General features: G+C 66.8%; 26 protein-coding genes and 1 tRNA gene. 18 read left to right on the top strand and 9 right to left on the bottom strand.

Annotated features, from left to right (window positions below):
- Window positions 1–23 precede the first annotated feature (23 nt).
- From ACSQ2F_RS12005 to fdx, 6 genes are all read left to right on the top strand, one after another.
- The gene (locus ACSQ2F_RS12005) at window positions 24–1244 is read left to right on the top strand and encodes an IscS subfamily cysteine desulfurase (RefSeq protein ID WP_436023037.1); all 1221 of its coding nucleotides are present in this window, start codon (window positions 24–26) and stop codon (window positions 1242–1244) included.
- 45 nt (window positions 1245–1289) lie between these two features.
- Window positions 1290–1703, top strand: a complete 414-nt coding sequence (gene iscU, locus ACSQ2F_RS12000; RefSeq protein ID WP_436023035.1) for a Fe-S cluster assembly scaffold IscU — start codon at window positions 1290–1292, stop codon at window positions 1701–1703.
- Window positions 1704–1705: 2 nt separating this feature from the next.
- The gene (gene iscA / locus ACSQ2F_RS11995) at window positions 1706–2029 is read left to right on the top strand and encodes an iron-sulfur cluster assembly protein IscA (protein WP_436023033.1); all 324 of its coding nucleotides are present in this window, start codon (window positions 1706–1708) and stop codon (window positions 2027–2029) included.
- Window positions 2030–2117: 88 nt separating this feature from the next.
- Window positions 2118–2636, top strand: coding sequence for a Fe-S protein assembly co-chaperone HscB (gene hscB / locus ACSQ2F_RS11990; protein ID WP_436023031.1), 519 nt, complete (start codon window positions 2118–2120; stop codon window positions 2634–2636).
- A 4-nt stretch (window positions 2637–2640) separates the two neighbouring features.
- The gene (gene hscA / locus ACSQ2F_RS11985) at window positions 2641–4497 is read left to right on the top strand and encodes a Fe-S protein assembly chaperone HscA (RefSeq protein WP_436023029.1); all 1857 of its coding nucleotides are present in this window, start codon (window positions 2641–2643) and stop codon (window positions 4495–4497) included.
- Between the two features lie 2 nt (window positions 4498–4499).
- Entirely contained in the window at window positions 4500–4838 is a 339-nt protein-coding gene (fdx, locus tag ACSQ2F_RS11980) for an ISC system 2Fe-2S type ferredoxin (RefSeq protein ID WP_436023027.1), read from the top strand.
- Window positions 4839–4994: 156 nt separating this feature from the next.
- Here fdx and ACSQ2F_RS11975 read toward each other — a convergent pair whose 3' ends face one another.
- The 8 genes from ACSQ2F_RS11975 to ACSQ2F_RS11940 all read right to left on the bottom strand — a co-directional run bounded on the left by ACSQ2F_RS11975 (window position 4995) and on the right by ACSQ2F_RS11940 (window position 12340).
- Entirely contained in the window at window positions 4995–5453 is a 459-nt protein-coding gene (locus ACSQ2F_RS11975; protein ID WP_436023025.1) for a chemotaxis protein CheX, read from the bottom strand.
- 4 nt (window positions 5454–5457) lie between these two features.
- Window positions 5458–5832, bottom strand: a complete 375-nt coding sequence (locus ACSQ2F_RS11970; RefSeq protein ID WP_436023023.1) for a response regulator transcription factor — start codon at window positions 5830–5832, stop codon at window positions 5458–5460.
- Window positions 5833–5846: 14 nt separating this feature from the next.
- Window positions 5847–7988 (bottom strand): ATP-binding protein, encoded by a 2142-nt coding sequence (locus tag ACSQ2F_RS11965; protein ID WP_436023021.1) that lies wholly within the window; start codon window positions 7986–7988, stop codon window positions 5847–5849.
- A gap of 79 nt (window positions 7989–8067) precedes the next feature.
- Complete coding sequence (locus ACSQ2F_RS11960) at window positions 8068–8868, bottom strand: ABC transporter ATP-binding protein (RefSeq protein ID WP_436023019.1); 801 nt, start codon at window positions 8866–8868, stop codon at window positions 8068–8070.
- 16 nt (window positions 8869–8884) lie between these two features.
- Window positions 8885–9781, bottom strand: coding sequence for a nitrate ABC transporter permease (gene ntrB / locus ACSQ2F_RS11955; protein ID WP_436026806.1), 897 nt, complete (start codon window positions 9779–9781; stop codon window positions 8885–8887).
- A 31-nt stretch (window positions 9782–9812) separates the two neighbouring features.
- A complete protein-coding gene (locus ACSQ2F_RS11950; protein WP_436023017.1) occupies window positions 9813–11063 on the bottom strand; it encodes a CmpA/NrtA family ABC transporter substrate-binding protein in 1251 nt (416 codons plus the stop codon).
- A gap of 245 nt (window positions 11064–11308) precedes the next feature.
- On the bottom strand, window positions 11309–11962 hold the full coding sequence (locus tag ACSQ2F_RS11945) for an ANTAR domain-containing response regulator (protein ID WP_436023015.1): 654 nt from the start codon (window positions 11960–11962) through the stop codon (window positions 11309–11311).
- A 90-nt stretch (window positions 11963–12052) separates the two neighbouring features.
- On the bottom strand, window positions 12053–12340 hold the full coding sequence (locus ACSQ2F_RS11940) for a hypothetical protein (RefSeq protein ID WP_436023013.1): 288 nt from the start codon (window positions 12338–12340) through the stop codon (window positions 12053–12055).
- 204 nt (window positions 12341–12544) lie between these two features.
- Here ACSQ2F_RS11940 and tsaD point away from each other — a divergent pair, with 204 nt between their 5' ends.
- Window positions 12545–13570 (top strand): tRNA (adenosine(37)-N6)-threonylcarbamoyltransferase complex transferase subunit TsaD, encoded by a 1026-nt coding sequence (gene tsaD / locus ACSQ2F_RS11935; RefSeq protein WP_436023011.1) that lies wholly within the window; start codon window positions 12545–12547, stop codon window positions 13568–13570.
- 42 nt (window positions 13571–13612) lie between these two features.
- Here tsaD and ACSQ2F_RS11930 read toward each other — a convergent pair whose 3' ends face one another.
- On the bottom strand, window positions 13613–14074 hold the full coding sequence (locus ACSQ2F_RS11930; protein WP_436023009.1) for an Hsp20/alpha crystallin family protein: 462 nt from the start codon (window positions 14072–14074) through the stop codon (window positions 13613–13615).
- A 343-nt stretch (window positions 14075–14417) separates the two neighbouring features.
- Between ACSQ2F_RS11930 and rpsO the strand changes: the two genes are divergently transcribed.
- The 11 genes from rpsO (at window position 14418) to ACSQ2F_RS11875 (ending at window position 22836) form a co-directional block, all read left to right on the top strand.
- Window positions 14418–14684 carry a 30S ribosomal protein S15 gene (rpsO, locus tag ACSQ2F_RS11925; RefSeq protein WP_085750380.1) on the top strand — a complete coding sequence of 89 codons (267 nt, stop codon included), beginning with the start codon at window positions 14418–14420 and terminating at the stop codon, window positions 14682–14684.
- Between the two features lie 261 nt (window positions 14685–14945).
- A complete protein-coding gene (gene pnp / locus ACSQ2F_RS11920; RefSeq protein ID WP_436023007.1) occupies window positions 14946–17063 on the top strand; it encodes a polyribonucleotide nucleotidyltransferase in 2118 nt (705 codons plus the stop codon).
- Between the two features lie 22 nt (window positions 17064–17085).
- Window positions 17086–18072 carry an NAD(P)H-quinone oxidoreductase gene (locus ACSQ2F_RS11915; protein WP_436023005.1) on the top strand — a complete coding sequence of 329 codons (987 nt, stop codon included), beginning with the start codon at window positions 17086–17088 and terminating at the stop codon, window positions 18070–18072.
- Between the two features lie 14 nt (window positions 18073–18086).
- Window positions 18087–18827 (top strand): triose-phosphate isomerase, encoded by a 741-nt coding sequence (gene tpiA / locus ACSQ2F_RS11910; protein ID WP_436023003.1) that lies wholly within the window; start codon window positions 18087–18089, stop codon window positions 18825–18827.
- Between the two features lie 40 nt (window positions 18828–18867).
- Window positions 18868–19314: a preprotein translocase subunit SecG gene (secG, locus tag ACSQ2F_RS11905; RefSeq protein ID WP_436023001.1), complete on the top strand. Its 447-nt coding sequence runs from the start codon at window positions 18868–18870 to the stop codon at window positions 19312–19314.
- Window positions 19315–19463: 149 nt separating this feature from the next.
- Window positions 19464–19548, top strand: a tRNA-Leu gene (locus ACSQ2F_RS11900).
- 66 nt (window positions 19549–19614) lie between these two features.
- Window positions 19615–19974, top strand: a complete 360-nt coding sequence (locus ACSQ2F_RS11895; RefSeq protein WP_436022999.1) for an NADH-quinone oxidoreductase subunit A — start codon at window positions 19615–19617, stop codon at window positions 19972–19974.
- Between the two features lie 15 nt (window positions 19975–19989).
- Window positions 19990–20466 (top strand): NuoB/complex I 20 kDa subunit family protein, encoded by a 477-nt coding sequence (locus ACSQ2F_RS11890; protein ID WP_056659068.1) that lies wholly within the window; start codon window positions 19990–19992, stop codon window positions 20464–20466.
- Window positions 20467–20478: 12 nt separating this feature from the next.
- Window positions 20479–21075, top strand: coding sequence for an NADH-quinone oxidoreductase subunit C (locus ACSQ2F_RS11885; protein WP_436022996.1), 597 nt, complete (start codon window positions 20479–20481; stop codon window positions 21073–21075).
- A complete protein-coding gene (locus ACSQ2F_RS11880) occupies window positions 21075–22328 on the top strand; it encodes an NADH-quinone oxidoreductase subunit D (RefSeq protein WP_436022994.1) in 1254 nt (417 codons plus the stop codon). The genes ACSQ2F_RS11885 and ACSQ2F_RS11880 overlap by 1 nt, the downstream gene beginning before the upstream one ends.
- A gap of 4 nt (window positions 22329–22332) precedes the next feature.
- Entirely contained in the window at window positions 22333–22836 is a 504-nt protein-coding gene (locus ACSQ2F_RS11875; protein ID WP_436022992.1) for an NADH-quinone oxidoreductase subunit NuoE family protein, read from the top strand.
- Window positions 22837–22848 lie beyond the last annotated feature (12 nt).

The following is a 22848-nucleotide window of genomic DNA, read 5'->3' as shown; positions in this document are numbered from 1 at the left end:
AAGCCACTTTTCCTGTTGACGCCATGGACATGACCCCGCACTTCCCGATCTACATGGACTACGGCGCGACCACTCCGGTGGACCAGCGCGTCGTCGATGCCATGATTCCGTGGTTGCGCGAGCACTTCGGCAACCCGGCTTCGCGCAGCCATGCGTGGGGTTGGGAGGCGGAGGCCATGGTGGAGAAGGCCCGGTCGGATGTGGCGGCGCTCATCGGCGCCGACCCGCGCGAAATCGTCTGGACCTCCGGTGCCACCGAGTCCAACAACCTGGCCATCAAGGGCGCTGCACACTTCTACAAGACGCGCGGCAAGCACCTCATCACCGTCAAGACCGAACACAAGGCCGTGCTCGACACCATGCGCGAGCTCGAGCGCCAGGGCTTCGAGGTCACCTACCTCGATGTCCAGGAAGACGGCCTGCTCGACTTGAACCGGTTCAAGGACGCGCTGCGTCCCGACACCATCCTCGCCTCGGTCATGTTCGTGAACAACGAGATCGGGGTGATCCAGGACATCGCCGCCATCGGGGCGATGTGCCGCGAGCGCGGGATCATTTTCCACGTCGATGCGGCGCAGGCCACGGGCAAGGTGCCCGTCGACCTGAGCACCTTGCCGGTCGATCTGATGAGCCTGGCCTCGCACAAGACCTACGGTCCCAAGGGCATCGGCGCACTGTATGTTCGTCGCAAGCCGCGCGTGCGCCTGGAAGCCCAGATGCACGGCGGTGGCCACGAGCGCGGCATGCGCTCGGGCACCTTGCCCACCCACCAGATCGCCGGCATGGGCGAGGCCTTCCGCATCGCTCGTGAAGAGATGGGCTCCGAGCAGGAGCGCATCCGCATGCTGCAGCAACGCCTGATCACCGGCCTGTCCGGCATCGAGCAGACCTTCCTGAACGGCCACCCCGAGAAGCGGGTGCCCCACAACGTGAACATGTCCTTCAACTTCGTCGAGGGCGAGTCGTTGATCATGGGCATCAAGGGAATCGCCGTGTCGTCCGGCTCGGCTTGCACTTCGGCCAGCCTGGAACCCAGCTACGTGCTGCGCGCCCTTGGCCGCAGCGACGAGCTCGCGCACTCGAGCCTGCGCATGACCATCGGCCGATTCACCACCGTCGAGGAGATCGACTACGTGGTGACCACGCTGAAGGAACGTGTCGCCAAGCTGCGCGAGCTTTCGCCTTTGTGGGAGATGTTCAAGGACGGTGTGGACATCAGCTCGATCCAGTGGGCTGCCCACTGACGTCGCGCCGAGTCACACGCCGCATGAACGACTAGGAGTATTGAGATGGCATACAGCGAAAAAGTGGTTGAGCACTACGAGAACCCGCGCAACGTGGGATCGTTCGAGAAGGGTGACGACACGGTCGGCACCGGCATGGTGGGCGCGCCGGCCTGCGGCGACGTCATGAAGCTGCAGATCAAGGTGAACCCGAGCACCGGGTTGATCGAGGACGCGAAGTTCAAGACCTACGGCTGCGGTTCGGCGATTGCCTCCAGCTCGCTCGTCACCGAGTGGGTCAAGGGCAAGTCGCTCGACGAGGCGCTCGCCATCAAGAACACCCACATCGCCGAGGAACTGGCGCTGCCGCCGGTCAAGATCCACTGCTCGATCCTGGCCGAAGACGCCATCAAGGCAGCGGTGGACGACTACCGGGCCAAGACGTCCGCACCGGGCGCCGCGGCGGCAAAGGCACATTGAACATGGCTGTCACGTTGAGCGAAGCGGCCGCGCGCCACGTGTCGCGCTACATCGCCAAGCGGGGCAAGGGCGTGGGCGTGCGCCTGGGCGTCAAGACCACCGGCTGCTCGGGCCTCGCCTACAAGCTCGAGTATGCGGATGACGTGGCGCCGGAAGACGTGGTCTTCGAAGGACACGGCGTGAAGGTCCTCATCGACCCCAAGAGCCTGCCTTACCTCGACGGCACCGAACTCGACTTCGTTCGCGAAGGGCTCAACGAAGGCTTCAAGTTCCACAACCCGCGCGAGAAAGACCGCTGCGGTTGCGGTGAGTCCTTCCGCGTCTGAGTTCTCCCGTCTCGCGGACCCGAAGGGCGCGGCCGCGAGCCGCGCCTTTTCACGTTCGACGCGCTCCACTCTTTCGGATCCCTGCCTCATGAAGCTCGACAGCGACGACTTCGAACTCTTTGGCGTGCCGCGCCGGTTCGAACAGGACCGCGGCGCGCTCGATGCCCGCTGGCGCGCTCTGCAGGCGGAGGTCCACCCCGACCGCTTCGTCGGCGAAGGCGGCGCGGCCCAACGGGTGGCGATGCAGTGGGCGGTGCGGGTGAACGAGGCCTACCAGCGTCTCAAGGATCCCCTGCGGCGGGGTGCGCTGTTATGCGAACTGGCCGGCACGTCGATCGACGCCGAGCGCAACACGGCCATGCCCGGCCCGTTTCTCATCCAGCAGATGGCGTGGCGCGAGTCGCTTGACGAGGCGGACACCGTCGAGGCGGTGAATGCCTTGAACGACGAAGTGGCCGAACACCACCGCAAAGGCCTTGCCGAGCTGCAGCGCCTCATCGACACCGATCACGACTTCCCCGCCGCGGCGCGCCAGGTGAGAGCCCTCATGTTCGTTGAGCGCTTCGCGTCCGACATCGACCGCCGGCTCGAGCAGCTGGGACAATGACAAGATGGCACTGCTTCAGATTTCCGAACCCGGGGGCGCCCCCGATCCTCACCAGCGGCGGATCGCCGTCGGCATCGACCTCGGCACCACGCATTCCCTGGTTGCTGGCGTGCGCAACGGCGTGGCCGAGTGCCTGCCCGATGACGCGGGCCGCGTGATCCTTCCGTCCGCGGTGCGCTACCTCGGCGGCGGGCGCCGCCACATCGGCCACGACGCCTTGAACGAGGCCGCCAGCGACCCCCGCAACACCATCGTGTCGGTCAAGCGCTTCATGGGCCGCGGCCTGCCCGACATCGACGGGCGAGAGAAGCTGCCCTACGACTTCGTCGACGCGCCCGGCATGGTGCAACTGCAGACGGTCGAAGGGGTGAAGTCGCCGGTGGAGGTGTCGGCCGAGATCCTCGCCACCCTGCGCCACCGCGCCGAGGACACCTTCGCCGACGACCTGTTCGGCGCCGTGATCACGGTGCCCGCCTATTTCGACGACGCCCAACGCCAGGCCACCAAGGACGCGGCCCAGCTCGCCGGTCTCAACGTGCTGCGGCTCATCAACGAACCGACTGCTGCGGCGATTGCCTACGGCCTCGAGAACGGCTCAGAAGGCCTGTACGCCGTCTACGACCTCGGGGGCGGCACCTTCGACATCTCGTTGCTGCGCCTGTCCAAGGGTGTCTTCGAGGTCGTGGCCACGGGCGGCGACTCCGCACTGGGCGGTGACGACTTCGATCGTGCGCTGGCCGATTGGGCGCTCGCCGAAGCGAACCTGCAGGCCGTGAGCCCGGAAGACAAGCGGGCCGTGCTGGTCGCAGCGCGCGCGGCCAAGGAAAAGCTGTCTGCGGCCGACCATGCCACGCTCGCCTGTCCGCTCAGCAGCGGCGAACTCTCGGTGCGCATCGGGCGCGACCAGTTCGAGACGATCACCGAGCCGCTGGTGGCCCGCACGGTCACCGCCATGCGCAAGGTGCTTCGTGACGCGCGCTCGGCCCGCGAGGACGTGGTCGGCGTCGTGATGGTGGGCGGCTCCACGCGCATGCCCAAGGTGCAGCGCGCCGTGGGCGAGTTCTTCGGCAAGACACCGCTCACCAACCTGAACCCGGACGAGGTCGTGGCGCTTGGCGCCGCCCTGCATGCCAACGCCCTGGCCGGCAACGCCGGTGCGGACGAGATGCTGCTGCTCGACGTGATCCCGCTGTCCCTGGGCCTCGAGACCATGGGCGGACTGGTGGAGCGCATCATCCCGCGCAACAGCACCATTCCCACGGCACGCGCGCAGGACTTCACCACCTTCAAGGACGGGCAGACGGCGCTGGCCATCCATGTGGTCCAGGGGGAACGCGAACTGGTGAGCGACTGCCGTTCGCTCGCCCGCTTCGAACTGCGTGGCATGCCGCCGATGGCCGCCGGCGCGGCCCGCATCCGCGTCACCTTCCAGGTGGATGCCGACGGACTGCTCAGCGTTGCCGCCCGCGAGGAGACCTCGGGCGTCGAGGCGGCGATCACGGTGAAGCCCAGCTACGGGCTCACCGACAACGACATCGCCCGCATGCTCAAGGAGAGCTTCACCACCGCCGAGTCCGACATGCAGGCCCGCAGCCTGCGCGAGTCGCAGGTGGAAGCCGAACGCATGCTGCTCGCCACCCGGGCGGCGCTGGCTGCCGACGGCGATCTGCTCGACGCTGATCAGCGCACGAAGATCGACGCCCTGCTCGACGACCTGGAGCGCCTGCGCAACGGCGAGGACCACCGTGCCATCGACACCGCCGTGGAAGCGCTGGCCGACGGCACCGAGGCCTTCGCCGCCGAACGAATGAACCGCAGCCTGCGCCAGGCCCTCACGGGCAAGCGGGTCGAAGAAGTCTGAACATGCCCATCATCCGCATCCTTCCGCACCCCGAGTACTGCCCCGAGGGCGCCGAGATCCAGGCCGACACCGGCACCTCCGTGTGCGAGGCCATGCTCGAGAACAAGATCAACATCGAGCACGCCTGTGACATGAGCTGCGCCTGCACGACCTGCCACGTCGTCGTGCGCGAGGGCTTCCGCTCGCTGGGCGAGATGGAGGAAACCGAGGAAGACCTGCTCGACCGGGCCTGGGGGCTGGAGCCCAACTCGCGCCTGTCCTGCCAGGCCATCGTCGCCAACCAGGACCTGGTGGTCGAGATTCCCAAGTACTCGATCAACCACGCCAAGGAAAACCACTGACGGCCAGCCGCGTCGTCCGCGGCCGAAAAAAAGCCGCCTGACCCCGGGAGGGGCCAGGCGGGTGCACAAAGGGCAGGGGCCCTACTGAGGAGACAGTCGACGAACAGTCACTGTCATCCGGACATCAGCAATCGATGTGCCAGCCACCGATTCCCCTCAAGCGGCCTCCAACAGGTCCACGCACACCATTCCGGGGTAGGAGTTCCACCGAAAGGTGATCACATAGGGATGTCGGCGCACCCGAGTTGCCGCAAGCTGTGCACCGCGCACGGTCCTGGGCACGGAGATGTCCAGGGTCTCGCCCAGTGTCCGGCGTGCATTGCCGGCCAGGGTGTTGGCGATTTCGCCCACGGCATCGAGCAGGTTGGCCTCGGTCAGGCGGGTCTCGTGCTGGATGAGCAGCAGCTCCGAGACGGCGCGCAGCGGCAGGGAGACGGTGACGTCGCCGGTGAACGCGCCGGAGAAGCTGACGATCCCGTTGAACTCGTGTGCCGGGACGTCGCCGATGCCGAGAAAGGCCGACGTGATTTCCGGTGCCACCCGGCTGGTCACCTCGAAATAGCGGCGGACCGAGTCGACGAACAGCCGCAGGTCGGATTCCTTGAGCGAGACCATCGTTTCAGCCCTTGTGCTGGATGAGGCCGAGCAGGGCGATCTGCAGCGCCTGGTCGGTGAAGGGTTTGGGGAGGAAGCCGTGGGCCCCGAGCCGCAGCGCGCGGATGGCGGTGGACTTGTCATCGAGGGCACTGATGACGAGGATGCGCGCGCGCTGATGAAGGGCCAACAGGGCCGGGATGCAGGTGAGCCCGTCCATGCCCGGCATGGTGAGGTCCATGGTGACGAGGTCCGGGCGCGCCTGGCGGGCCGCCCGCAGCGCCTCCGTGCCGTCGCGCGCGAGGCCGACGAGCGTGATCGGGCCCAGGGCGCCGCCCTGGACGATGCGGGCGATGCGCGAGCGCACCATGTTGGAATCGTCGACGACGAGCAGCTTCATGGCATCGGCCTCGTTCAGACGGCGAGCCGCACGCGGAAGGTGGTGCCGTGGCCCGGCCGCGTCGAGACCAGCAGCCGAGCGCCGAGCCGACGGACCTCGGCGGAGACGATGTCCAGACCGACACCCCGGCCGGCGTGTTCGGTCGGCTCCGTCTCGGTTGAAAACCCGGGCCGGAAGATCTGGGCCAGGCGCTGGGCCGGGCTCATCTCGGCCAACTGGGTGTCGCTGAACCAGCCCAGTTCGATGAGCCGCTGCCTGATCCGTGCGACGTCGACACCCGACCCGTCGTCGCGCACTGCGAGCTCGACATGGTCGCCCTCATCGCGCCGGAGGGTGACCTCCACGGTCGCCACGGCCGGCTTGCCACTCGCGGCTCTGCGCGCCGGCGCCTCCACCCCGTGAACGGCCGCATTGCGCACCAGCTGCAGCGCGATCTTGAGCAGCGCCTCGTGCGTGTCGGCCGGCAAGGCGGCCAGCGGCGCCAGCGAGGCGACGAGGCGTGCGGGCCGGCCCAGTTCATCGCCGATGCGGGCCACCAGCTTGGCGAGCGGTGCGCCGAAGTCAACCGGGGCAGCCGGTGGCTCCGCGGCCAACGCGGGCGGTGCCCGCAGGACCGAGCGCCGCAGGGCCTGAAGCCTCAGGAGCAGCGCTTCAAGGGGCAGGGGCAAGGCCAGCAGGGCTTCACCGCTCACCGTGCCGGCCTCCCGAAGCGACTGGATCTGTGTCTCGAACTCGTGCGCGCTGGCGGCCAGCAGGTCGAGCGCCAGCATCGAGGCCTCGCCCTTGACCGCATGCACGTGCCGGTGAATCGCATCCACCGTGCGGCGCAGCTGTCGCGCGTCTGCGCCGGCCTCGGCCTGGCGGAGCAGGTCGTTGACTTCAAGCAACGCAGCTTCGGCGCGATCGATGAAGCCGCGCAGGGCGGTCGGGTCCGCCTCGAAGGCGCGCACCAGCAGGTCGAACTCCCGCTGGGCGCGCTGCTGCTCGCCATGCAGCTGGCGCTCGAGCGCGACCCGTGCGCTGACATCCTGCACCGTGACCAGCAGGTGGCGGATGCCCTGTTCGGAGGGCACCCGGTTGAAGCGCATCGACAGGTGGCGGGTTTGCCGCTGGCCGAGGGCATCCGTCGTGGCCACTTCCACTTCGGTGAGCGGGTTGATCGTCTGCACCAGGTCTTCCTGGATGTGCGGGAGGAAGAGCAGGTCCATGTAGCCGCGGGCGTCTTCCAGGGTGGCGGGCGAGACCATCGGGCCGAGCAGGTCGAGGAATCGGTCGCCGGGCGCGACAGGGCGGCCGAGGATGGCGGGCACGGACTGCGACAGCTGACTGCCGAGGGTCAGCTCGGGCGTCACGAGGAACAGGCCCTCACGAACGACCGAGAGGATCTCGCGGGTCTCGCCGTTGGCCTGTTCGGTCGCCTGGTCCGACTGCCGCAGCCGCCGGATGAACTTGAAGAGGATGAAGAGGAAGTTCAGTAGCGCGAGCACGATGCCGGCCGTCTGGACCAGCCGCAGCTGGGAGGCTCGCGCGCTGGCAGCCGCTTCCAGGTCGGTGGTCAGTTCATTCATCAGGCCGAGCAGGGTCAGGTTGTAGTCGCGAGCGTAAGTGGCGGCCGTGCGCACCTGTTCCACCGAGGGCGGGCGCTCCGGATCGACAAGGGGTTGAAGGCGTTCGTGCCAGGGGCGCCACAGCGTCGTGCTCCGCGCCAGGATGTCCGCACTGCGCGGGCCTGCCGCCGCCACCAGGGCCACCGGCTTGCCGTCGCCTCCGGTGACCGAGCCCCCCTCACGGAAGGCGGACAGGGTCTCGTCGAAAAGCTTGGATCCGCTTCGCAGTTCATCGGTCAACGGCGTCGGAACGGCGCCGTTGACCACCGCGAGCTCCGCACTGAAGAGCGCTTTCGACAGGCGTTGCGTCAGCATACGCTGGCGTCCCGCCAGGTTGATGGAGACGGCGTCTTCCGCGATCTGGTAGGACACGTAGAAGTTGAGCACCAGCACCGCCAGGTCGAACAGCAGGAAGAACGCGACGGCGATCAGGATCTCGCGGTACTTGCCGAGCGTGAACCCGAGCGTCGGACGAGGCGCTCGCCGGGCAGTGCGTGAAGCAGGCCGGGCGCCTTCGAGCGCGAGGCCGGATGTGACGGACGAACTCAAGGCGTACCCCCAACGGTGATCTTGTTCTGTTCAGTCCCCTGCGGCGAGAGCTGCCGCAGGGATCGGCCTGCACCCGGAATCAGGCGGCGGCCCGCTCCACGTGACCATGCCGCGTGTACAGGAAGTCGAGCACCTCCTTGCGGTAGTGGACGTAGGTCGGGTCCTCCGCCAGCGCGACGCGGTCGCGCGGCCGGGGCAGTTCGACGGAGAGGATCTCGCCGATGGTGGCCGCCGGGCCGTTGGTCATCATCACGATGCGGTCACTCAGCAGCACGGCCTCGTCCACGTCGTGCGTCACCATCACCACCGTGCTCTGCGTGCGCTGCACGATCTTGAGCAGTTCGTCCTGGAGGTGAGCGCGGGTGAGGGCGTCGAGCGCGCCGAAGGGCTCGTCCATCAGGAGCACCTTGGGCTCCATGGCCAGTGCCCGGGCAATGCCGACGCGCTGCTTCATGCCGCCCGAGATCTCGTGCGGACGCTTGCTCGCCGCATGTCCCATGTTCACGAGCTCGAGTGCGGCCTGCGTGCGGGCCTTGAGTTGCGTGCGCGTTTCGCTGGCGCCGAACACCCGCTCCACGGCCAGGAAGACGTTCTCGTGGCAGGTGAGCCACGGCAGCAGCGAGTGGTTCTGGAACACCACCGCGCGCTCCGGGCCGGGCGCGGCGATCTCCCGGTTGTCGCACAGCAGCGCCCCGCTGGTCGGCAAGGTCAATCCCGCGATGAGGTTGAGCAGGGTCGACTTGCCACAGCCCGAGTGGCCGATGAGCGTGACGAACTCGCCACGGGCGACCGTCAGGTCGATCTCGCGCAGCGCGTGGAAGCGGCCCTTGCGGGTGTTGAACACCATCTCGGCGCGCTGGACTTGAATGAAGTTCTTCATGGTGGAGGCTCCGGGTTCAGACGTCGTCGTAGGTGAATCGCTTGGCGAGCGAGACCAGCATCCACTCGAGCAACAGCCCGACGATGCCGATCACGAAGATCGCGATGAGGATGTGGGTGACGTTGAGGTTGTTCCACTCGTCCCACACCCAGAAGCCGATGCCCACGCCACCCGTCAGCATTTCCGCCGCCACGATGACGAGCCACGCGGTGCCCACGCTGAGCCGCACGCCGGTCAGCATGTAAGGCAGCACGGCAGGGAACAGGATTCGGGTGATGATCTTCCACTCCGACAGGTCGAGCACCCGGGCCACGTTGAGGTAGTCGCTCGGCACCCGCTGCACGCCCACCGCGGTGTTGATGATCATCGGCCAGATGGAGCAGATGAAGATGGTCCAGACGGCAGCCGGGTTGGCGGCCTTGAACACCAGCAAGCCGATGGGCAGCCAGGCGAGGGGCGACACCGGCCGGAGCAGGCTGATCAGCGGCGAGAACATCCGGTTCAGGAACTCGAAGCGCCCGATCATGAAACCGAACGGGATGCCCACCAGGGCGGCGAGGCCGAAGCCGACCGCGACCCGCTGCAGGGAAAACAGGATGTTCCAGCCGAGGCCCTGGTCGTTCGGCCCATTGCTGTAGAACGGGTCGGAGAAGAGGACCACCGCCTCCTTGAAGGTCGCCAGTGGCGTGGGGAACGTGGTGCTCTTCATCGTGAGCAGGCCCCAGATGCCGATGAGTGCCGCCACGCCCAGCACGGGCGGGATGACGCTCAGCCAGAGACCCCGCCAATCGAAGGCGGGGCGTGGCACAGGGGGGGGCGGGGCGCTCGCGGCGGGCACCTTGGGGCGGGAGGCCGCCTCGGCGCGCGCCTCGTCGGCGGCGTCGAGCGGGGAATGGAAGACGGCACTGACCATGATGATCTCCTCGTGGGGCAGGGTGGGGTGCTCAGGCCTTGATGGCAAAGCCATCGGCGTACTTCTTCGGGTCCCGGCCGTCCCAGACCGTGCCGTCGATGAGCTTGCTGGTGCGCAGGACGTCCTTCGGGACGCTCACCTTCAGTGCGCTCGCGGCCTCGCGGTACAGGTCCACCCGGTTGACCTGGCGCGCGACGGCAAGGTAGTCCGGGTGCTCCTTGAGCAAGCCCCAGCGCTTGTGCTGCGTGAGGAACCACATGCCGTCCGACAGGTAGGGGAAGTTCACCGCACCGTCGTTGAAGAACTTCATGTGGTTGGGGTCGTCCCAGGTCTTGCCCATGCCGTTCTGGTAGCGGCCGAGGATGCGCTGGTTGATGGCATCCACGCTGGTGTTCACGTAGGCCTTCTGGGCCACGGTCTCGGCCATCTTCAGCTTGTTCTGCAAGCTGGCGTCGATCCACTGGCTGGCCTCCAGCACGGCCATCGTCACGGCACGTGCGGTGTTCGGATTGGCCTTTACGAAGTCGGCGGTGGTGCCGAGCACCTTCTCGGGGTGGTCTTTCCAGATGTCCTGGGTGGTGTTGGCGGTGATGCCGATGCCGTCCATGATGGCGCGGTGGTTCCACGGTTCACCCACGCAGAAGCCGTCCATGTTGCCGACCCGCATGTTGGCCACCATCTGCGGTGGCGGCACGGTGATCAGCTTGGCGCCCGACATGGGGTTGATGCCGGAGGCCGCCAACCAGTAGTGCATCCACATGGCGTGCGTGCCGGTCGGGAAGGTGCCGGCGAAGGTGTACTCCCGCTTCTCGCGCGCCATCAGCTTGGCGAGTGACGGGCCGTCGACGGCGCCCTTGTCGGCCAGCGTCTTCGACAGTGTGATGGCCTGCCCGTTGTGGTTCAGGTTCATCAGCACGGCCATGTCCTTCTTCGGGCCGCCCACGCCGAGGTGCACGCCGTACACCAGGCCGTACAGCACATGTGCCATGTCGAGCTCGCCGTTGACAAGCTTGTCACGCACGCCGGCCCAGGACGCTTCCTTGGTCGGGATGATCTTCACGCCGTACTTCTTGTCGAAGCCCAGCACCGACGCCATCACAACGGAGGCGCAGTCGGTGAGGGGAATGAAGCCGATGCGCACCTCGGTCTTCTCGGGCTTGTCGGAGCCGGCGGCGTAGACGGCGGAGGGCAGTCCCGGGACGATGGCTGCGGCGCTGCTCGCGGCAGCCTTGATCAGGGTTCGACGGCTCATCAGGTTCTTTCGGTCGATGGGGCGGGTCATGGCTGGTTCTCTGTGGTCTGCAAAGCAGGAAGACAAAACAAAAAGGCGTCCGCACGTCACCTGGGCCAGGCCCGGATGCGTGGGGACGCCGTCGTCCCACCAGACAGCACCGCCGTTGGCGCCACTGGTGTCATGTCGAAGGATCGCCGTTGATCCTTCGCGAAGTGAATTGCAAAGCCTGTGCCAACCTCGGGGACCGGTTCGGCGCGTTGCCGTGCACCCAGGTGGTGCCGGCGCGCCCGCCTTCAGGCCAGCAGGTCGCTCACGTCAATGAACCGCTGCGCCACCTCGGCGAGGCGCAGGCCACGGTCCATCGCGGTCTTGCGCAGGCGGGCGTAGGCCTCTTCCTCCGAGAGGTGGTGCCGGTTCATCAGCAGCGCCTTCGCCCGGTCGATGCGCTTGCGATCGGACAGCTCGGTGCGAGCGTCTGCCAGCTCGCGGCGCAGGCCCTCCTCGTGCTCGAAGCGGGCCATCGCCACCTCGAGCACCGGTTTGACGCGGTCCGGCGCCATCCCGGCCACCACGTAGGCGGTCACCCCCGCGGCGATGGCCGCACCGACATGGGACGTGTCCTCGTCGTCGGTGAAGAGAACGATGGGGCGGCGGGCTTCGCGCGTGGCCAGCACCACGTGCTCCAGCGTGTCACGCGCCTGGCTCTCGGCGTCGACGATGATCATGTCCGGCGCGATCTGGGCCAGCCGGTCAGGCAGGAAGACGTCGGCAGGCAGCACGGCGACGATGTTGTAGCCGCTCTCGAGCAAGCCGATGCGCAGTGCGCGGGATCGCTCGGCTTCGGTGAAGGCGCGGGTATCGGTCCCGTCGGCCAACAGGGAGTCGGGTGCGACGATCACGATGCGAAGGGCCGCGGCGGGACCGAGGGGAGGGCGCGTGGGGCTCATGACGCGCGGATCAGCAACATCTGCGCCAGTCGGCGTGCCTCGGGCGTGAAAAAGCCCGCCGAGGCGGGCTTGCAGCAAGGCGTGGCGAGGTCAGCGGCTGCCGTGCGACAGATTGAGCTTGCGTCGGACCCAGTCGCCGAAGGGGCGGAAGGAGTCGAGAAGGGTGTCTGATACGAACAGCTCGCGCTCGGCCAGCAGGCCGCGCGACTCGAGCACGTCGATGAACTGGCGGACGTCGTTGCGGCGCACGCCGCTGCTCGCCACCAGTTGGGACAGCGAGACATAGCGGTGCGACATGTCACTCAGCATGCGCCGGTACGGCGATGCCTGGTACGTGGGCGGGAGGTCCGGCCACGAGGTGAGGCGATATTCCTTCATGCGCGTTCCCAACTGCAGAATCAAGCTTGTTGTTGTGCCCGACGCCCCGGGTGGGGGCGTGGGAAGACCGCAGGGTAGTCCATTGCCGATGGGCGGACGATACGGTAAGCCCCTCATTCTCGGGAAAACCCGTGGTCGAAGTTGTGACAGAGTGAAAGTATTTTTCGATTCAGGCACGAAGTCACGGCTTGCTACACTGCCCCGATGAAGGTCCTTGGCGTTGAATCCTCGTGCGACGAAACCGGTGTGGCAGTGGTCGATGCCAGCGCGTCCGGTGTGCCTCGACTGCTCGCACATGCGCTGCACAGCCAGATCGACATGCACCAGGCCTACGGGGGCGTCGTGCCCGAGCTGGCATCGCGGGACCACATCCGCCGCGTCGTGCCGCTCGCTCGCCAAGTGCTCGGGGAGGCCGGGCTGGTGCTGGGCGACATCGACGTCATCGCCTACACCCGCGGGCCGGGTCTGGCCGGCGCGCTCCTCGTCGGAGCCGGCGTGGCCTGCTCGCTCGCGGCGGCGCTCGGCAAGCCGGTGCTCGGTGTTCACCACCTCGAAGGGCACCTGCTGTCGCCCTTCCTGGCCTCCGATCCGCCGGAGTTCCCGTTCGTGGCGCTGCTCGTGTCGGGCGGTCACACCCAGCTGATGCGGGTGGACGACGTGGGTCACTACGAATTGCTGGGTGAAACGATCGACGACGCCGCGGGCGAGGCCTTCGACAAGTCGGCCAAGCTGATGGGACTGGGCTATCCCGGCGGACCGGCCCTCGCGCGCCTGGCTGCCTTCGGCGACCCGTCGGCCTTCACGCTGCCGCGCCCGCTCCTTCACAGCGGCAACCTGGACTTCTCCTTTGCCGGACTGAAGACGGCGGTGCGCACCCAGTTGCTCCGCCTGTCGAACGTGTGCGAGCAGGACAAGGCCAACCTGGCGGCCGCCACCCAGGAGGCCATCGTGGAGGTGCTCGTGCGCAAGTCGCTGGCGGCCCTCAAGCAGACCGGCCTCAAGCGCCTGGTCGTGGCTGGTGGCGTGGGTGCGAATGCGCTCTTGCGCAGCCAGCTGAATGCCGAATGTGCCAAGCGGGAGGTGAGGGTGCACTACCCGGAGCTTTCCCTCTGCACCGACAACGGGGCAATGATCGCCCTCGCGGCCGCCATGCGCCTGCAGCGGGGCGCGAAGCCTGCGCTCAACCAGGGCTTCGACGTGCGGCCTCGCTGGGAGCTGGCCGCCGCCTGACGAGCGGGCCCGGCCGGGGCACACGCGGGCCGGGCGCGTGCATCAGCCGATCGTGACCTGGCGTGCGCCGGCGGCTTGCTGGCGGGCCACCGTGACGCTGAGCACGCCGTTCTCGAAACGGGCCGTCGCACTCGCCGCATCGACTTCCGCGGGGAGCACCACGGTCCGGGCGTAGCGGGGCGCGCTCCGCTCCCGATACAGCACGCGAGTCTCGCCCTTGCCCGCCTGATCGGCTTGCGGTGCGTCGGCCCGTGGCCCGGCGGGGGATTCGGTGCTCAGGGCGACGCGCCGGCCGTGGATGGTGAGCTTGAGCGACTCACGAGCGACGCCAGGGACTTCGAAGGCCAGCGTGTAGCCGGCGGCATCCTCGCTCACGTCCATGGCGGGGGCGCGGACCGCGCCCCCGGTGGGGGCCGCTTGAGCGAACAGCGCGTCCAGCAGCGGGCTGGCGGATGCGCGGCGGGCTGCGGCAGACGAAGGCACGGTGGCGGGGAAGACGAACATGGCATGCTCCTGGTGATGCGGTGGTGAGGGACGCCGTTCGCGGCCGGCCCATGACCTCCGACGTTGGCCCGCGCCGCGGCAATTCAAGGGACTTGAAAACCGCGGCTCCGTCCCGGGGTCGGCGCGAGCGTGAAATGCCGGCTTGTCGACGGTTCCCAGGGCCCGTCCGCAGGGCGCCCAGCTTCCGCTATAATCATTCGGCTTTGCGCCTCAAGGGGCCAGAGCGGCCCGCAAGGGCTTTCGCACGGCGCGGGGAGGTTTCCCCCGCTACCGCAAGTCAACCCACCCGAAACCGCTGGCCCGCCAACTCAGGGCCGCGCCGGGTATTCCTGGAAACATGCAGATGTCCACCACCGAACAAAAGGCCGAGATCGTCAAGGCCAACGCACGCAGCGCCAACGACACCGGGTCCCCCGAAGTCCAGGTCGCCCTGCTGACCGCTCGCATCAACGAGCTGACCCCCCACTTCAAGACCCACCTGAAGGACCACCACGGTCGCCGCGGTCTGCTGAAGATGGTCAACACCCGCAAGAGCCTGCTGGCTTACCTGAAGGACCGTGACGCTGACCGCTACACGGCCCTGATCCAGAAGCTGGGCCTGCGCAAGTGATCGTACGGGAACGCGTGAACCCCTTCTTGCGAGCAGTTCCGGCGCAGCGTTCCGGTTCATGAGTTCCCGAAAGAGCCTGTCTGGGGTATCCCGCACAGGCTCTTTGTTTTGGAGTCCGGCCATCCACCGATGACGATGTGTCATTCCATCGACGTTCCCGCGGCAACGCGCCGGAGCGTCCATGGAATGGCATCGCGCCAGGATGCAGCCACTCCGGGTTGTAGCGCCGCCCACCAGGCGCCGAACACACAGGAGAAATGCATGAGCATGTTCAACAAAGTCACCAAGACCTTCCAATGGGGTCAGCACTCCGTCACGCTCGAGACCGGTGAGATCGCCCGCCAGTCCGGCGGCGCCGTCATCGTCAACATCGAAGACACCGTCGTGCTCGCCACCGTCGTCGGTGCCAAGAACCCGAAGCCAGGCCAGGACTTCTTCCCCCTGACCGTCGACTACATCGAGAAGACCTACGCCGCCGGCAAGATCCCCGGCAGCTTCTTCAAGCGCGAAGGCCGCCCGAGCGAGCTCGAGACGCTCACGTCGCGCCTGATCGACCGCCCGCTGCGCCCGCTGTTCCCTGAAGGCTTCTACAACGAAGTCCAGGTCGTCATCCACGTGCTGTCGCTGAATCCGGAAGTGTCGGCCGACATCGCCGCCCTGATCGGTTCCAGCGCGGCCCTTGCCATCTCCGGCATCCCGTTCAACGGCCCGATCGGCGCTGCGCGCGTGGGCTACATCAACGGCGAGTACGTGCTGAACCCGGGCAAGACCCAGCTGCTCGACTCCAAGATGGACCTCGTCGTCGCCGGCACCGAAGCCGCCGTGCTGATGGTGGAATCCGAAGCCCAGCAACTGAGCGAAGAGATCATGCTCGGCGGCGTGGTGTTCGGCCACCAGCAAGGCAACATCGCCATTGCCGCGATCAACGAACTGGTGCGCGACGCCGGCAAGCCGGCGTGGGACTGGCAGCCGCCGGCGAAGGACGAAGCCTTCATCGGCAAGGTCACGGCCCTGGCCGAAGAGAAGCTGCGTGCCGCCTATCAGATCCGCTCCAAGCAGGCCCGCACCCAGGCCACGCGTGAAGTGACGTCCGGCGTGCTGGCCGCACTCGCCGCCGAAGGCGCCGACTTCGACAAGGTCAAGGTCGACAACGTGCTGTTCGACATCGAGGCCCGCATCGTTCGCAGCCAGATCCTGGCCGGCGAGCCGCGCATCGACGGTCGCGACACCCGCACCGTGCGCCAGATCGAGATCCGCAACGGCGTGCTGCCGCGCGTGCACGGCTCGGCGCTGTTCACCCGTGGCGAGACGCAGGCCCTGGTGGCCGCGACCCTCGGCACCGACCGTGACTCGCAGAAGATCGATGCGCTCGCCGGCGAGTTCAGCGAGCACTTCATGCTGCACTACAACATGCCTCCGTTCGCCACTGGCGAAACCGGTCGCGTGGGCACGCCGAAGCGTCGCGAGATCGGCCACGGCCGCCTGGCCAAGCGCGCACTCGTCGCCGTCCTGCCGGACCGCACCGAGTTCCCGTACTCGATGCGCGTCGTGTCCGAGATCACCGAGTCGAACGGTTCGTCGTCGATGGCCTCCGTGTGCGGTGGTTGCCTGGCCCTGATGGACGCTGGCGTTCCGCTGAAGGCCCACGTGGCCGGCATCGCCATGGGCCTCATCAAGGACGGCAACCGCTTCGCCGTGCTGACCGACATCCTGGGTGACGAGGATCACCTCGGCGACATGGACTTCAAGGTGGCCGGCACGACCGGTGGCATCACTGCCCTGCAGATGGACATCAAGATCCAGGGCATCACCAAGGAGATCATGCAGGTCGCACTGGCCCAGGCCAAGGAAGCTCGCCTGCACATCCTGGGCGAGATGACCAGCGCCCTGGGCGAGGCCAAGACCGAGGTGTCCCAGTTCGCGCCGCGCCTGTACACGATGAAGATCAACCCGGAGAAGATCCGTGACGTGATCGGCAAGGGCGGCGCCACCATTCGTGCGCTGACCGAGGAGACCGGCACCACGATCGACATCGGCGAAGACGGCACCATCACGATCGCCTCGGCCGACGCCGACAAGGCGGCCTACGCCAAGAAGCGCATCGAAGAGATCACCGCCGAAGTCGAAGTGGGCAAGATCTACGAAGGCCCGATCACCAAGCTGCTGGAGTTCGGCGCCCTGGTGAACCTGCTCCCGGGCAAGGACGGCCTGCTGCACATCAGCCAGATCGCCCACCAGCGCGTCGAGAAGGTCACCGACTTCCTGAAGGAAGGCCAGATCGTCAAGGTCAAGGTTCTCGAGACCGATGAGAAGGGCCGCGTCAAGCTGTCGATGAAGGCCCTGATCGATCGCGATCAGCAGCCTGCCGGCAACGAGTGATCGGCCTTCGGACGCCCACGCGATGAAAGCCATCGAGATCACGTCCTACGGTGCACCCGAGGTGCTCCGTGCGACCGAGCGCCCCGACCCCGTGCCTGGGGCCGGTGAGCTGTTGATTCGCGTGTCGGCGTCCGGCGTGAACCGCCCGGACGTGCTGCAGCGCAAGGGGTTCTACCCCGTGCCGCCCGGTGCGTCCGACCTGCCGGGCCTGGAGGTGGCAGGCACGATCGTCGAGGGTGATGCGGCAGCCATGACGGCCGCGGGCCTGGCCGTCGGCGATCGCGTCTGTGCCCTGGTGGCCGGCGGCGGCTACGCGCAGCTGTGCGTCGCACCGGTGGGCCAGTGCCTGCCCGTGCCCGCCGGCTTCAGCGACATCGAAGCGGCCAGCCTGCCCGAGACGTTCTTCACCGTGTGGTCGAACGTGTTCGACCGTGCGCGGCTGCAACCCGGCGAGGTCTTCCTCGTCCAGGGCGGCACGAGCGGCATCGGCGTGACGGCGATCCAGCTGGCCCGTGCCTGGGGAGCGACCGTCATCGCCACCGCGGGCAGCGACGAGAAGTGCCAGGCCTGCATCGGCCTCGGCGCGGACCACGCGATCAACTACCGCACGCAGGACTTCGTCGAAGAGGCCCGACGCCTCACCGAAGGTCGAGGCGTCGACGTCGTGCTCGACATGGTGGCGGGCGACTATGTCGCGCGCGAACTGCAGTGCCTCGCCGAGGATGGCCGCATCGTCATCATCGCGGTGCAGGGCGGCGTCGACGCGCGCATCGACGCGGGCCTCGTGCTGCGTCGGCGTCTGGTCGTCACCGGTTCGACCTTGCGTCCGCGGCCGGTGGCCTTCAAGGCCGCCATCGCGCAATCGCTCAAGCAGACGGTGTGGCCGTGGCTCGAGTCCGGCCGCATCCGGCCGGTCATCCACGCCACCTTCGTCGCCGACGAGGCGGACAAGGCCCATGCCCTGATGGAATCCAACCAGCACATCGGCAAGCTGGTGCTCACGTGGTGAAAGGAACAGGAACAATGCGTCGCAAGCTCGTGGTCGGCAACTGGAAGATGAACGGCAGCCGCGCGACCAATGCCGAGCTGTTGGCCGGATTGAACGCCGCAGGTCCCTGGGATGCCGATGTCGCCGTGTGCGCACCGTTTCCCTACCTGGCCGATGTCGCGCTCTCGCTGCAGGGCAGCCGCATCCGTTGGGGCGCGCAGGACTGCTCCGCCCACGAGTCCGGCGCGTTCACGGGTGAAGTGTCCCCCCTCATGCTGGCCGAGTTCGGCTGCCACTTCGTAATCGTCGGGCACTCCGAGCGGCGTGCATTCCACGGCGAGTCCGACCAGCTCGTGGCCGACAAGGCCAAGGCGGCGCTGGCGCACAAGCTCGTGCCCATCGTCTGCGTGGGCGAAACCCTGGCCGAACGCGAGGCCGGTGAAACGGACCACGTCGTCAAGCGCCAGTTGTCGGCGGTGATTCACGCGCTCGGCCACTGCATTTCGCAGATCGTCGTGGCGTACGAGCCCGTGTGGGCCATCGGCACCGGCAAGACGGCGAGCCCCGAGCAAGCGCAGACCGTGCACGCCCTGCTGCGTGCCCAGCTGCACGCGGCCACCACCAAGTCCGATGAAATGCTGATCCTCTACGGCGGCAGCATGAAACCCGACAACGCGTCGCAACTGATGGCCCAGCCCGACATCGACGGCGGCCTCATCGGCGGCGCATCACTCAAGGCGGCGGACTTCGCCGCCATCTGCAAGGCAGCGAACTGAACGTTCGGCCTTGCGCAGTAATTTTCCGGAGCAACAAGAAATGCAGATGCTGTTGAACGTGGTGTTGGTCGTCCAGATGCTGGCGGCCTTGGTGATGATCGGCCTGGTGCTCATCCAGCACGGCAAGGGTGCCGACATGGGGGCGTCGTTCGGCAGCGGTTCGTCGGGCAGCCTGTTCGGTGCCACCGGCAGCGCCAACTTCCTGTCGCGCTCGACCGCCATTGCGGCCGCCATCTTCTTCTGCTGCACGCTGGCGCTCGTGTACTTCTCGAGCAGCCGCACGGCACCCGAAGGCGGCAGCGTGCTCGACCGCGCGGCCGAAGGCGCCAGCGCACCGACGCAGATTCCTTCTGCCATCCTCGCGCCGGCCTCGGCCGTGCAGACGCCAGCCTCCGCCGTGACGGCGCCTGCTGCCTCTGATGTGCCTGCCGTCCCTGCTGCCGCTTCGGCTGCTGCATCGGTGCCGGCTGCTGCCGCGTCGAAGTGATGGGGCAGGGGGACATTTATCAAATGTCCTCTCAAATTTGTGCGTAGAAAGCTTGTGGGCCCCTGGGAAAACCCACGAATTTCAGGTTAGAATTTGTGGCTGTCTGGGGAGCAATCCTCACGCGATCCAGACGCTGTGAAAAGTGCACCGCCGACGTGGTGAAATTGGTAGACACGCTATCTTGAGGGGGTAGTGGCGAAAGCTGTGCGAGTTCGAGTCTCGCCGTCGGCACCAGATCTCTTTCGATGGAACGCGCCTTGCCGCGTTTCATCGTTGTCCCTAGCGACCTGAAGCCCTCCCATGAATCTGGACCCGTACCTGCCCGTCATCCTGTTCATCCTGGTCGGGGCGGCAGTCGGTGTCGCTCCCCAGGTTCTCGGCTTCCTCCTCGGCCCGCGTCGTCCTGACACGGCCAAGAACTCCCCCTACGAATGCGGCTTCGAAGCCTTCGAAGACGCTCGCATGAAGTTCGACGTGCGCTACTACCTGGTGGCCATTCTCTTCATCCTGTTCGACCTCGAGATTGCCTTTCTCTTCCCATGGGCAGTGTCGTTGAAGGAAATCGGACCCGTTGGCTTCTGGGCGATGATGGTGTTTCTGGGCGTCCTCGTCGTCGGCTTTGCCTACGAGTGGAAAAAAGGCGCCTTGGACTGGGAATGATCGCGAGGTAGCAGTATGGGCATCGAAGGCGTTCTCAAAGAAGGTTTTGTCACCACCAGCCTGGACACGGTCATCAACTGGTCCAAGACCGGTTCCCTGTGGCCGATGACGTTCGGCCTGGCCTGCTGCGCGGTCGAGATGATGCACGCCGGTGCGGCACGCTACGACATCGACCGCTTCGGCATGCTGTTCCGTCCGAGTCCGCGCCAGAGCGACCTGATGATCGTCGCCGGCACGTTGTGCAACAAGATGGCGCCGGCGCTGCGCAAGGTCTACGACCAGATGGCCGAGCCACGCTGGGTGCTCTCGATGGGCTCCTGCGCCAACGGCGGCGGTTACTACCACTACAGCTATTCCGTCGTGCGCGGCTGCGATCGCATCGTGCCGGTCGACGTCTACGTGCCGGGCTGTCCGCCCACGGCCGAGGCACTGCTCTACGGCATCCTGCAACTGCAGGCCAAGATTCGCCGCGAAAACACGATTGCGCGTTGAGGACCTGTTGCCATGAGCAAAATCGAAACACTGAAGGCCCACCTCGAGGCCGAATTGGGGCCGTCGGTCCACGCCCTGCGCCTGGATCGCGGTGAACTCACCCTCACCGTCAAGGCGGCCGACTACCTCGTCGTCGCCCGCCAGCTGCGCGACCACCCCGAGCTCAAGTTCGAGCAACTGATCGACCTCTGCGGCGTCGACTACTTCAGCTACAAGGACATGACCTGGGAAGGGGCCCGGTTCTGCGTGGTGTCGCACCTGCTGTCGGTCTCGAAGAACTGGCGTCTGCGCCTCAAGGTCTTCTGCCCCGAGGACGATCTGCCCAGCGTTGCCTCGGTCACGCCCGTCTGGAACTCGGCCAACTGGTTCGAGCGCGAGGCGTTCGACCTGTACGGCATCCTCTTCGACGGCCACGACGACCTGCGCCGCATCCTCACCGACTACGGCTTCATCGGGCACCCGTTCCGCAAGGACTTCCCGACCTCCGGCCACGTCGAGATGCGCTACGACGCCGACCAGAAACGCGTGATCTACCAACCGGTCACGATCGAGCCGCGCGAAATCACTCCCCGCATCATCCGTGAAGACAACTACGGTGGTCTGCATTAATGGCTGAGATCAAGAACTACACGCTGAACTTCGGTCCCCAGCACCCCGCGGCCCACGGCGTGCTGCGCCTGGTGCTCGAGCTCGACGGCGAAGTGATCCAGCGTGCCGACCCGCACATCGGGCTGCTGCACCGGGCCACGGAGAAGCTTGCCGAGAGCAAGACCTTCATCCAGAGCCTGCCGTACATGGACCGTCTCGACTACGTGTCGATGATGTGCAACGAGCACGCCTACTGCCTGGCCATCGAGAAGCTGATGGGCATCGACGTGCCCGTGCGCGCGCAGTACATCCGCGTGATGTTCAGCGAGATCACCCGCCTGCTCAACCACCTGCTGTGGCTGGGCGCGCACGGTCTCGACTGCGGCGCGATGAACATCCTCATCTACTGCTTCCGCGAGCGCGAGGACCTGTTCGACATGTACGAGGCGGTGTCGGGTGCACGCATGCACGCGGCCTACTTCCGTCCGGGTGGCGTGTACCGCGACCTGCCCGACAGCATGCCGCAGTACAAGGCGTCCAAGATCCACAACGCCAAGGCCATCTCGGCGATGAACGCGAACCGCCAGGGTTCGTTGCTCGACTTCATCGACGACTTCTGCCGCCGCTTCCCGAAGAACGTCGACGACTACGAGACGCTGCTCACCGACAACCGCATCTGGAAGCAGCGCACCGTCGGCATCGGCGTCGTCTCCCCCGAGCGCGCGCTGAACCTCGGCTTCACCGGCCCCATGCTGCGGGGCTCGGGCATCGCCTGGGACCTGCGCAAGACGCAGCCGTACGACGTCTACGCGAACATGGACTTCGACGTGCCGGTGGGCACGAACGGCGACACGTACGACCGCTACCTCGTGCGCATCGCCGAGATGCGCGAGTCGAACCGCATCATCCAGCAGTGCGTGGCCTGGTTGCGCGCCAATCCGGGCCCGGTCATCACCGACAACCACAAGGTGGCGCCGCCTCCGCGCGTGGACATGAAGTCCGGCATGGAAGACCTGATCCACCACTTCAAGCTGTTCACCGAAGGCTTCCGCGTGCCGGAAGGCGAGGCCTACGCCGCGGTCGAACATCCGAAGGGCGAGTTCGGCATCTACATCGTGAGCGACGGCGCCAACAAGCCCTATCGCCTCAAGATCCGTCCGCCGGGCTTCCCCCACCTGGCGGCACTGGACGAAATGGCGCGCGGTCACATGATCGCCGACGCCGTGGCCGTGATCGGCACGATGGACATCGTGTTCGGCGAGATTGACAGGTAATTCGATGAGCTCAACTGACGCCACCCCCTCGGCCGCCACCCTTGCGCGCTTTGCGCGGGAGGTCGCGAAGTACCCGGCTGACCAGCGGCAATCGGCGGTCATGGCATGCCTGGCCATCGTGCAGCAGGAGCAGGGCCACGTGACGCCCGAGGCCGAGCGCCAGATCGCCGACGTCCTCGGCATGCCCGCCATCGCGGTGCACGAGGTCACGACCTTCTACAACATGTACAACCAGCACCCGCTGGGGACGTTCAAGCTGAACGTCTGCGCCAACCTGCCGTGCCAGTTGCGCGACGGCCAGACGGCGCTCGACCACCTCTGCAGCAAGCTCGGCGTGGAGCCGGGCGGTACCACGGCCGACGGCCTGTTCACCGTGCAGAAGAGCGAGTGCCTGGGCGCCTGCGCCGACGCGCCCGTGATGCTCGTGAACGACCGCCAGATGTGCAGCTTCATGACCACCGAGCGCCTCGACGAACTCGTCGACACCTTGCGCTCCGCGGTCAAGTGACCGGGGCCCCCG

Source organism: Rhizobacter sp. LjRoot28, assembly GCF_964253025.1.
In the GTDB taxonomy this organism is placed as follows: Bacteria; Pseudomonadota; Gammaproteobacteria; order Burkholderiales; family Burkholderiaceae_C; genus Rhizobacter.
This window is presented reverse-complemented; position numbering and strand designations above follow the sequence as displayed.

Bases quoted from the DNA above. Each gene is read 5' to 3' on its own strand.
- ACSQ2F_RS11880 (WP_436022994.1), top strand. From the start codon at position 21,075: ATGGCTGAGATCAAGAACTACACGCTGAACTTCGGTCCCCAGCACCCC.
- ACSQ2F_RS11950 (WP_436023017.1), bottom strand. From the start codon at position 11,063: ATGACCCGCCCCATCGACCGAAAGAACCTGATGAGCCGTCGAACCCTG.
- ACSQ2F_RS11945 (WP_436023015.1), bottom strand. From the start codon at position 11,962: ATGAGCCCCACGCGCCCTCCCCTCGGTCCCGCCGCGGCCCTTCGCATC.
- ACSQ2F_RS11875 (WP_436022992.1), top strand. From the start codon at position 22,333: ATGAGCTCAACTGACGCCACCCCCTCGGCCGCCACCCTTGCGCGCTTT.
- ACSQ2F_RS11970 (WP_436023023.1), bottom strand. From the start codon at position 5,832: ATGAAGCTGCTCGTCGTCGACGATTCCAACATGGTGCGCTCGCGCATC.
- rpsO (WP_085750380.1), top strand. From the start codon at position 14,418: ATGTCCACCACCGAACAAAAGGCCGAGATCGTCAAGGCCAACGCACGC.
- fdx (WP_436023027.1), top strand. From the start codon at position 4,500: ATGCCCATCATCCGCATCCTTCCGCACCCCGAGTACTGCCCCGAGGGC.
- hscA (WP_436023029.1), top strand. From the start codon at position 2,641: ATGGCACTGCTTCAGATTTCCGAACCCGGGGGCGCCCCCGATCCTCAC.
- ACSQ2F_RS11895 (WP_436022999.1), top strand. From the start codon at position 19,615: ATGAATCTGGACCCGTACCTGCCCGTCATCCTGTTCATCCTGGTCGGG.
- pnp (WP_436023007.1), top strand. From the start codon at position 14,946: ATGAGCATGTTCAACAAAGTCACCAAGACCTTCCAATGGGGTCAGCAC.
- tpiA (WP_436023003.1), top strand. From the start codon at position 18,087: ATGCGTCGCAAGCTCGTGGTCGGCAACTGGAAGATGAACGGCAGCCGC.
- ACSQ2F_RS11960 (WP_436023019.1), bottom strand. From the start codon at position 8,868: ATGAAGAACTTCATTCAAGTCCAGCGCGCCGAGATGGTGTTCAACACC.
- iscU (WP_436023035.1), top strand. From the start codon at position 1,290: ATGGCATACAGCGAAAAAGTGGTTGAGCACTACGAGAACCCGCGCAAC.
- ACSQ2F_RS11930 (WP_436023009.1), bottom strand. From the start codon at position 14,074: ATGTTCGTCTTCCCCGCCACCGTGCCTTCGTCTGCCGCAGCCCGCCGC.
- ntrB (WP_436026806.1), bottom strand. From the start codon at position 9,781: ATGGTCAGTGCCGTCTTCCATTCCCCGCTCGACGCCGCCGACGAGGCG.
- ACSQ2F_RS11940 (WP_436023013.1), bottom strand. From the start codon at position 12,340: ATGAAGGAATATCGCCTCACCTCGTGGCCGGACCTCCCGCCCACGTAC.
- ACSQ2F_RS11885 (WP_436022996.1), top strand. From the start codon at position 20,479: ATGAGCAAAATCGAAACACTGAAGGCCCACCTCGAGGCCGAATTGGGG.
- ACSQ2F_RS12005 (WP_436023037.1), top strand. From the start codon at position 24: ATGGACATGACCCCGCACTTCCCGATCTACATGGACTACGGCGCGACC.
- iscA (WP_436023033.1), top strand. From the start codon at position 1,706: ATGGCTGTCACGTTGAGCGAAGCGGCCGCGCGCCACGTGTCGCGCTAC.
- ACSQ2F_RS11975 (WP_436023025.1), bottom strand. From the start codon at position 5,453: ATGGTCTCGCTCAAGGAATCCGACCTGCGGCTGTTCGTCGACTCGGTC.
- tsaD (WP_436023011.1), top strand. From the start codon at position 12,545: ATGAAGGTCCTTGGCGTTGAATCCTCGTGCGACGAAACCGGTGTGGCA.
- hscB (WP_436023031.1), top strand. From the start codon at position 2,118: ATGAAGCTCGACAGCGACGACTTCGAACTCTTTGGCGTGCCGCGCCGG.
- ACSQ2F_RS11890 (WP_056659068.1), top strand. From the start codon at position 19,990: ATGGGCATCGAAGGCGTTCTCAAAGAAGGTTTTGTCACCACCAGCCTG.
- ACSQ2F_RS11915 (WP_436023005.1), top strand. From the start codon at position 17,086: ATGAAAGCCATCGAGATCACGTCCTACGGTGCACCCGAGGTGCTCCGT.
- secG (WP_436023001.1), top strand. From the start codon at position 18,868: ATGCAGATGCTGTTGAACGTGGTGTTGGTCGTCCAGATGCTGGCGGCC.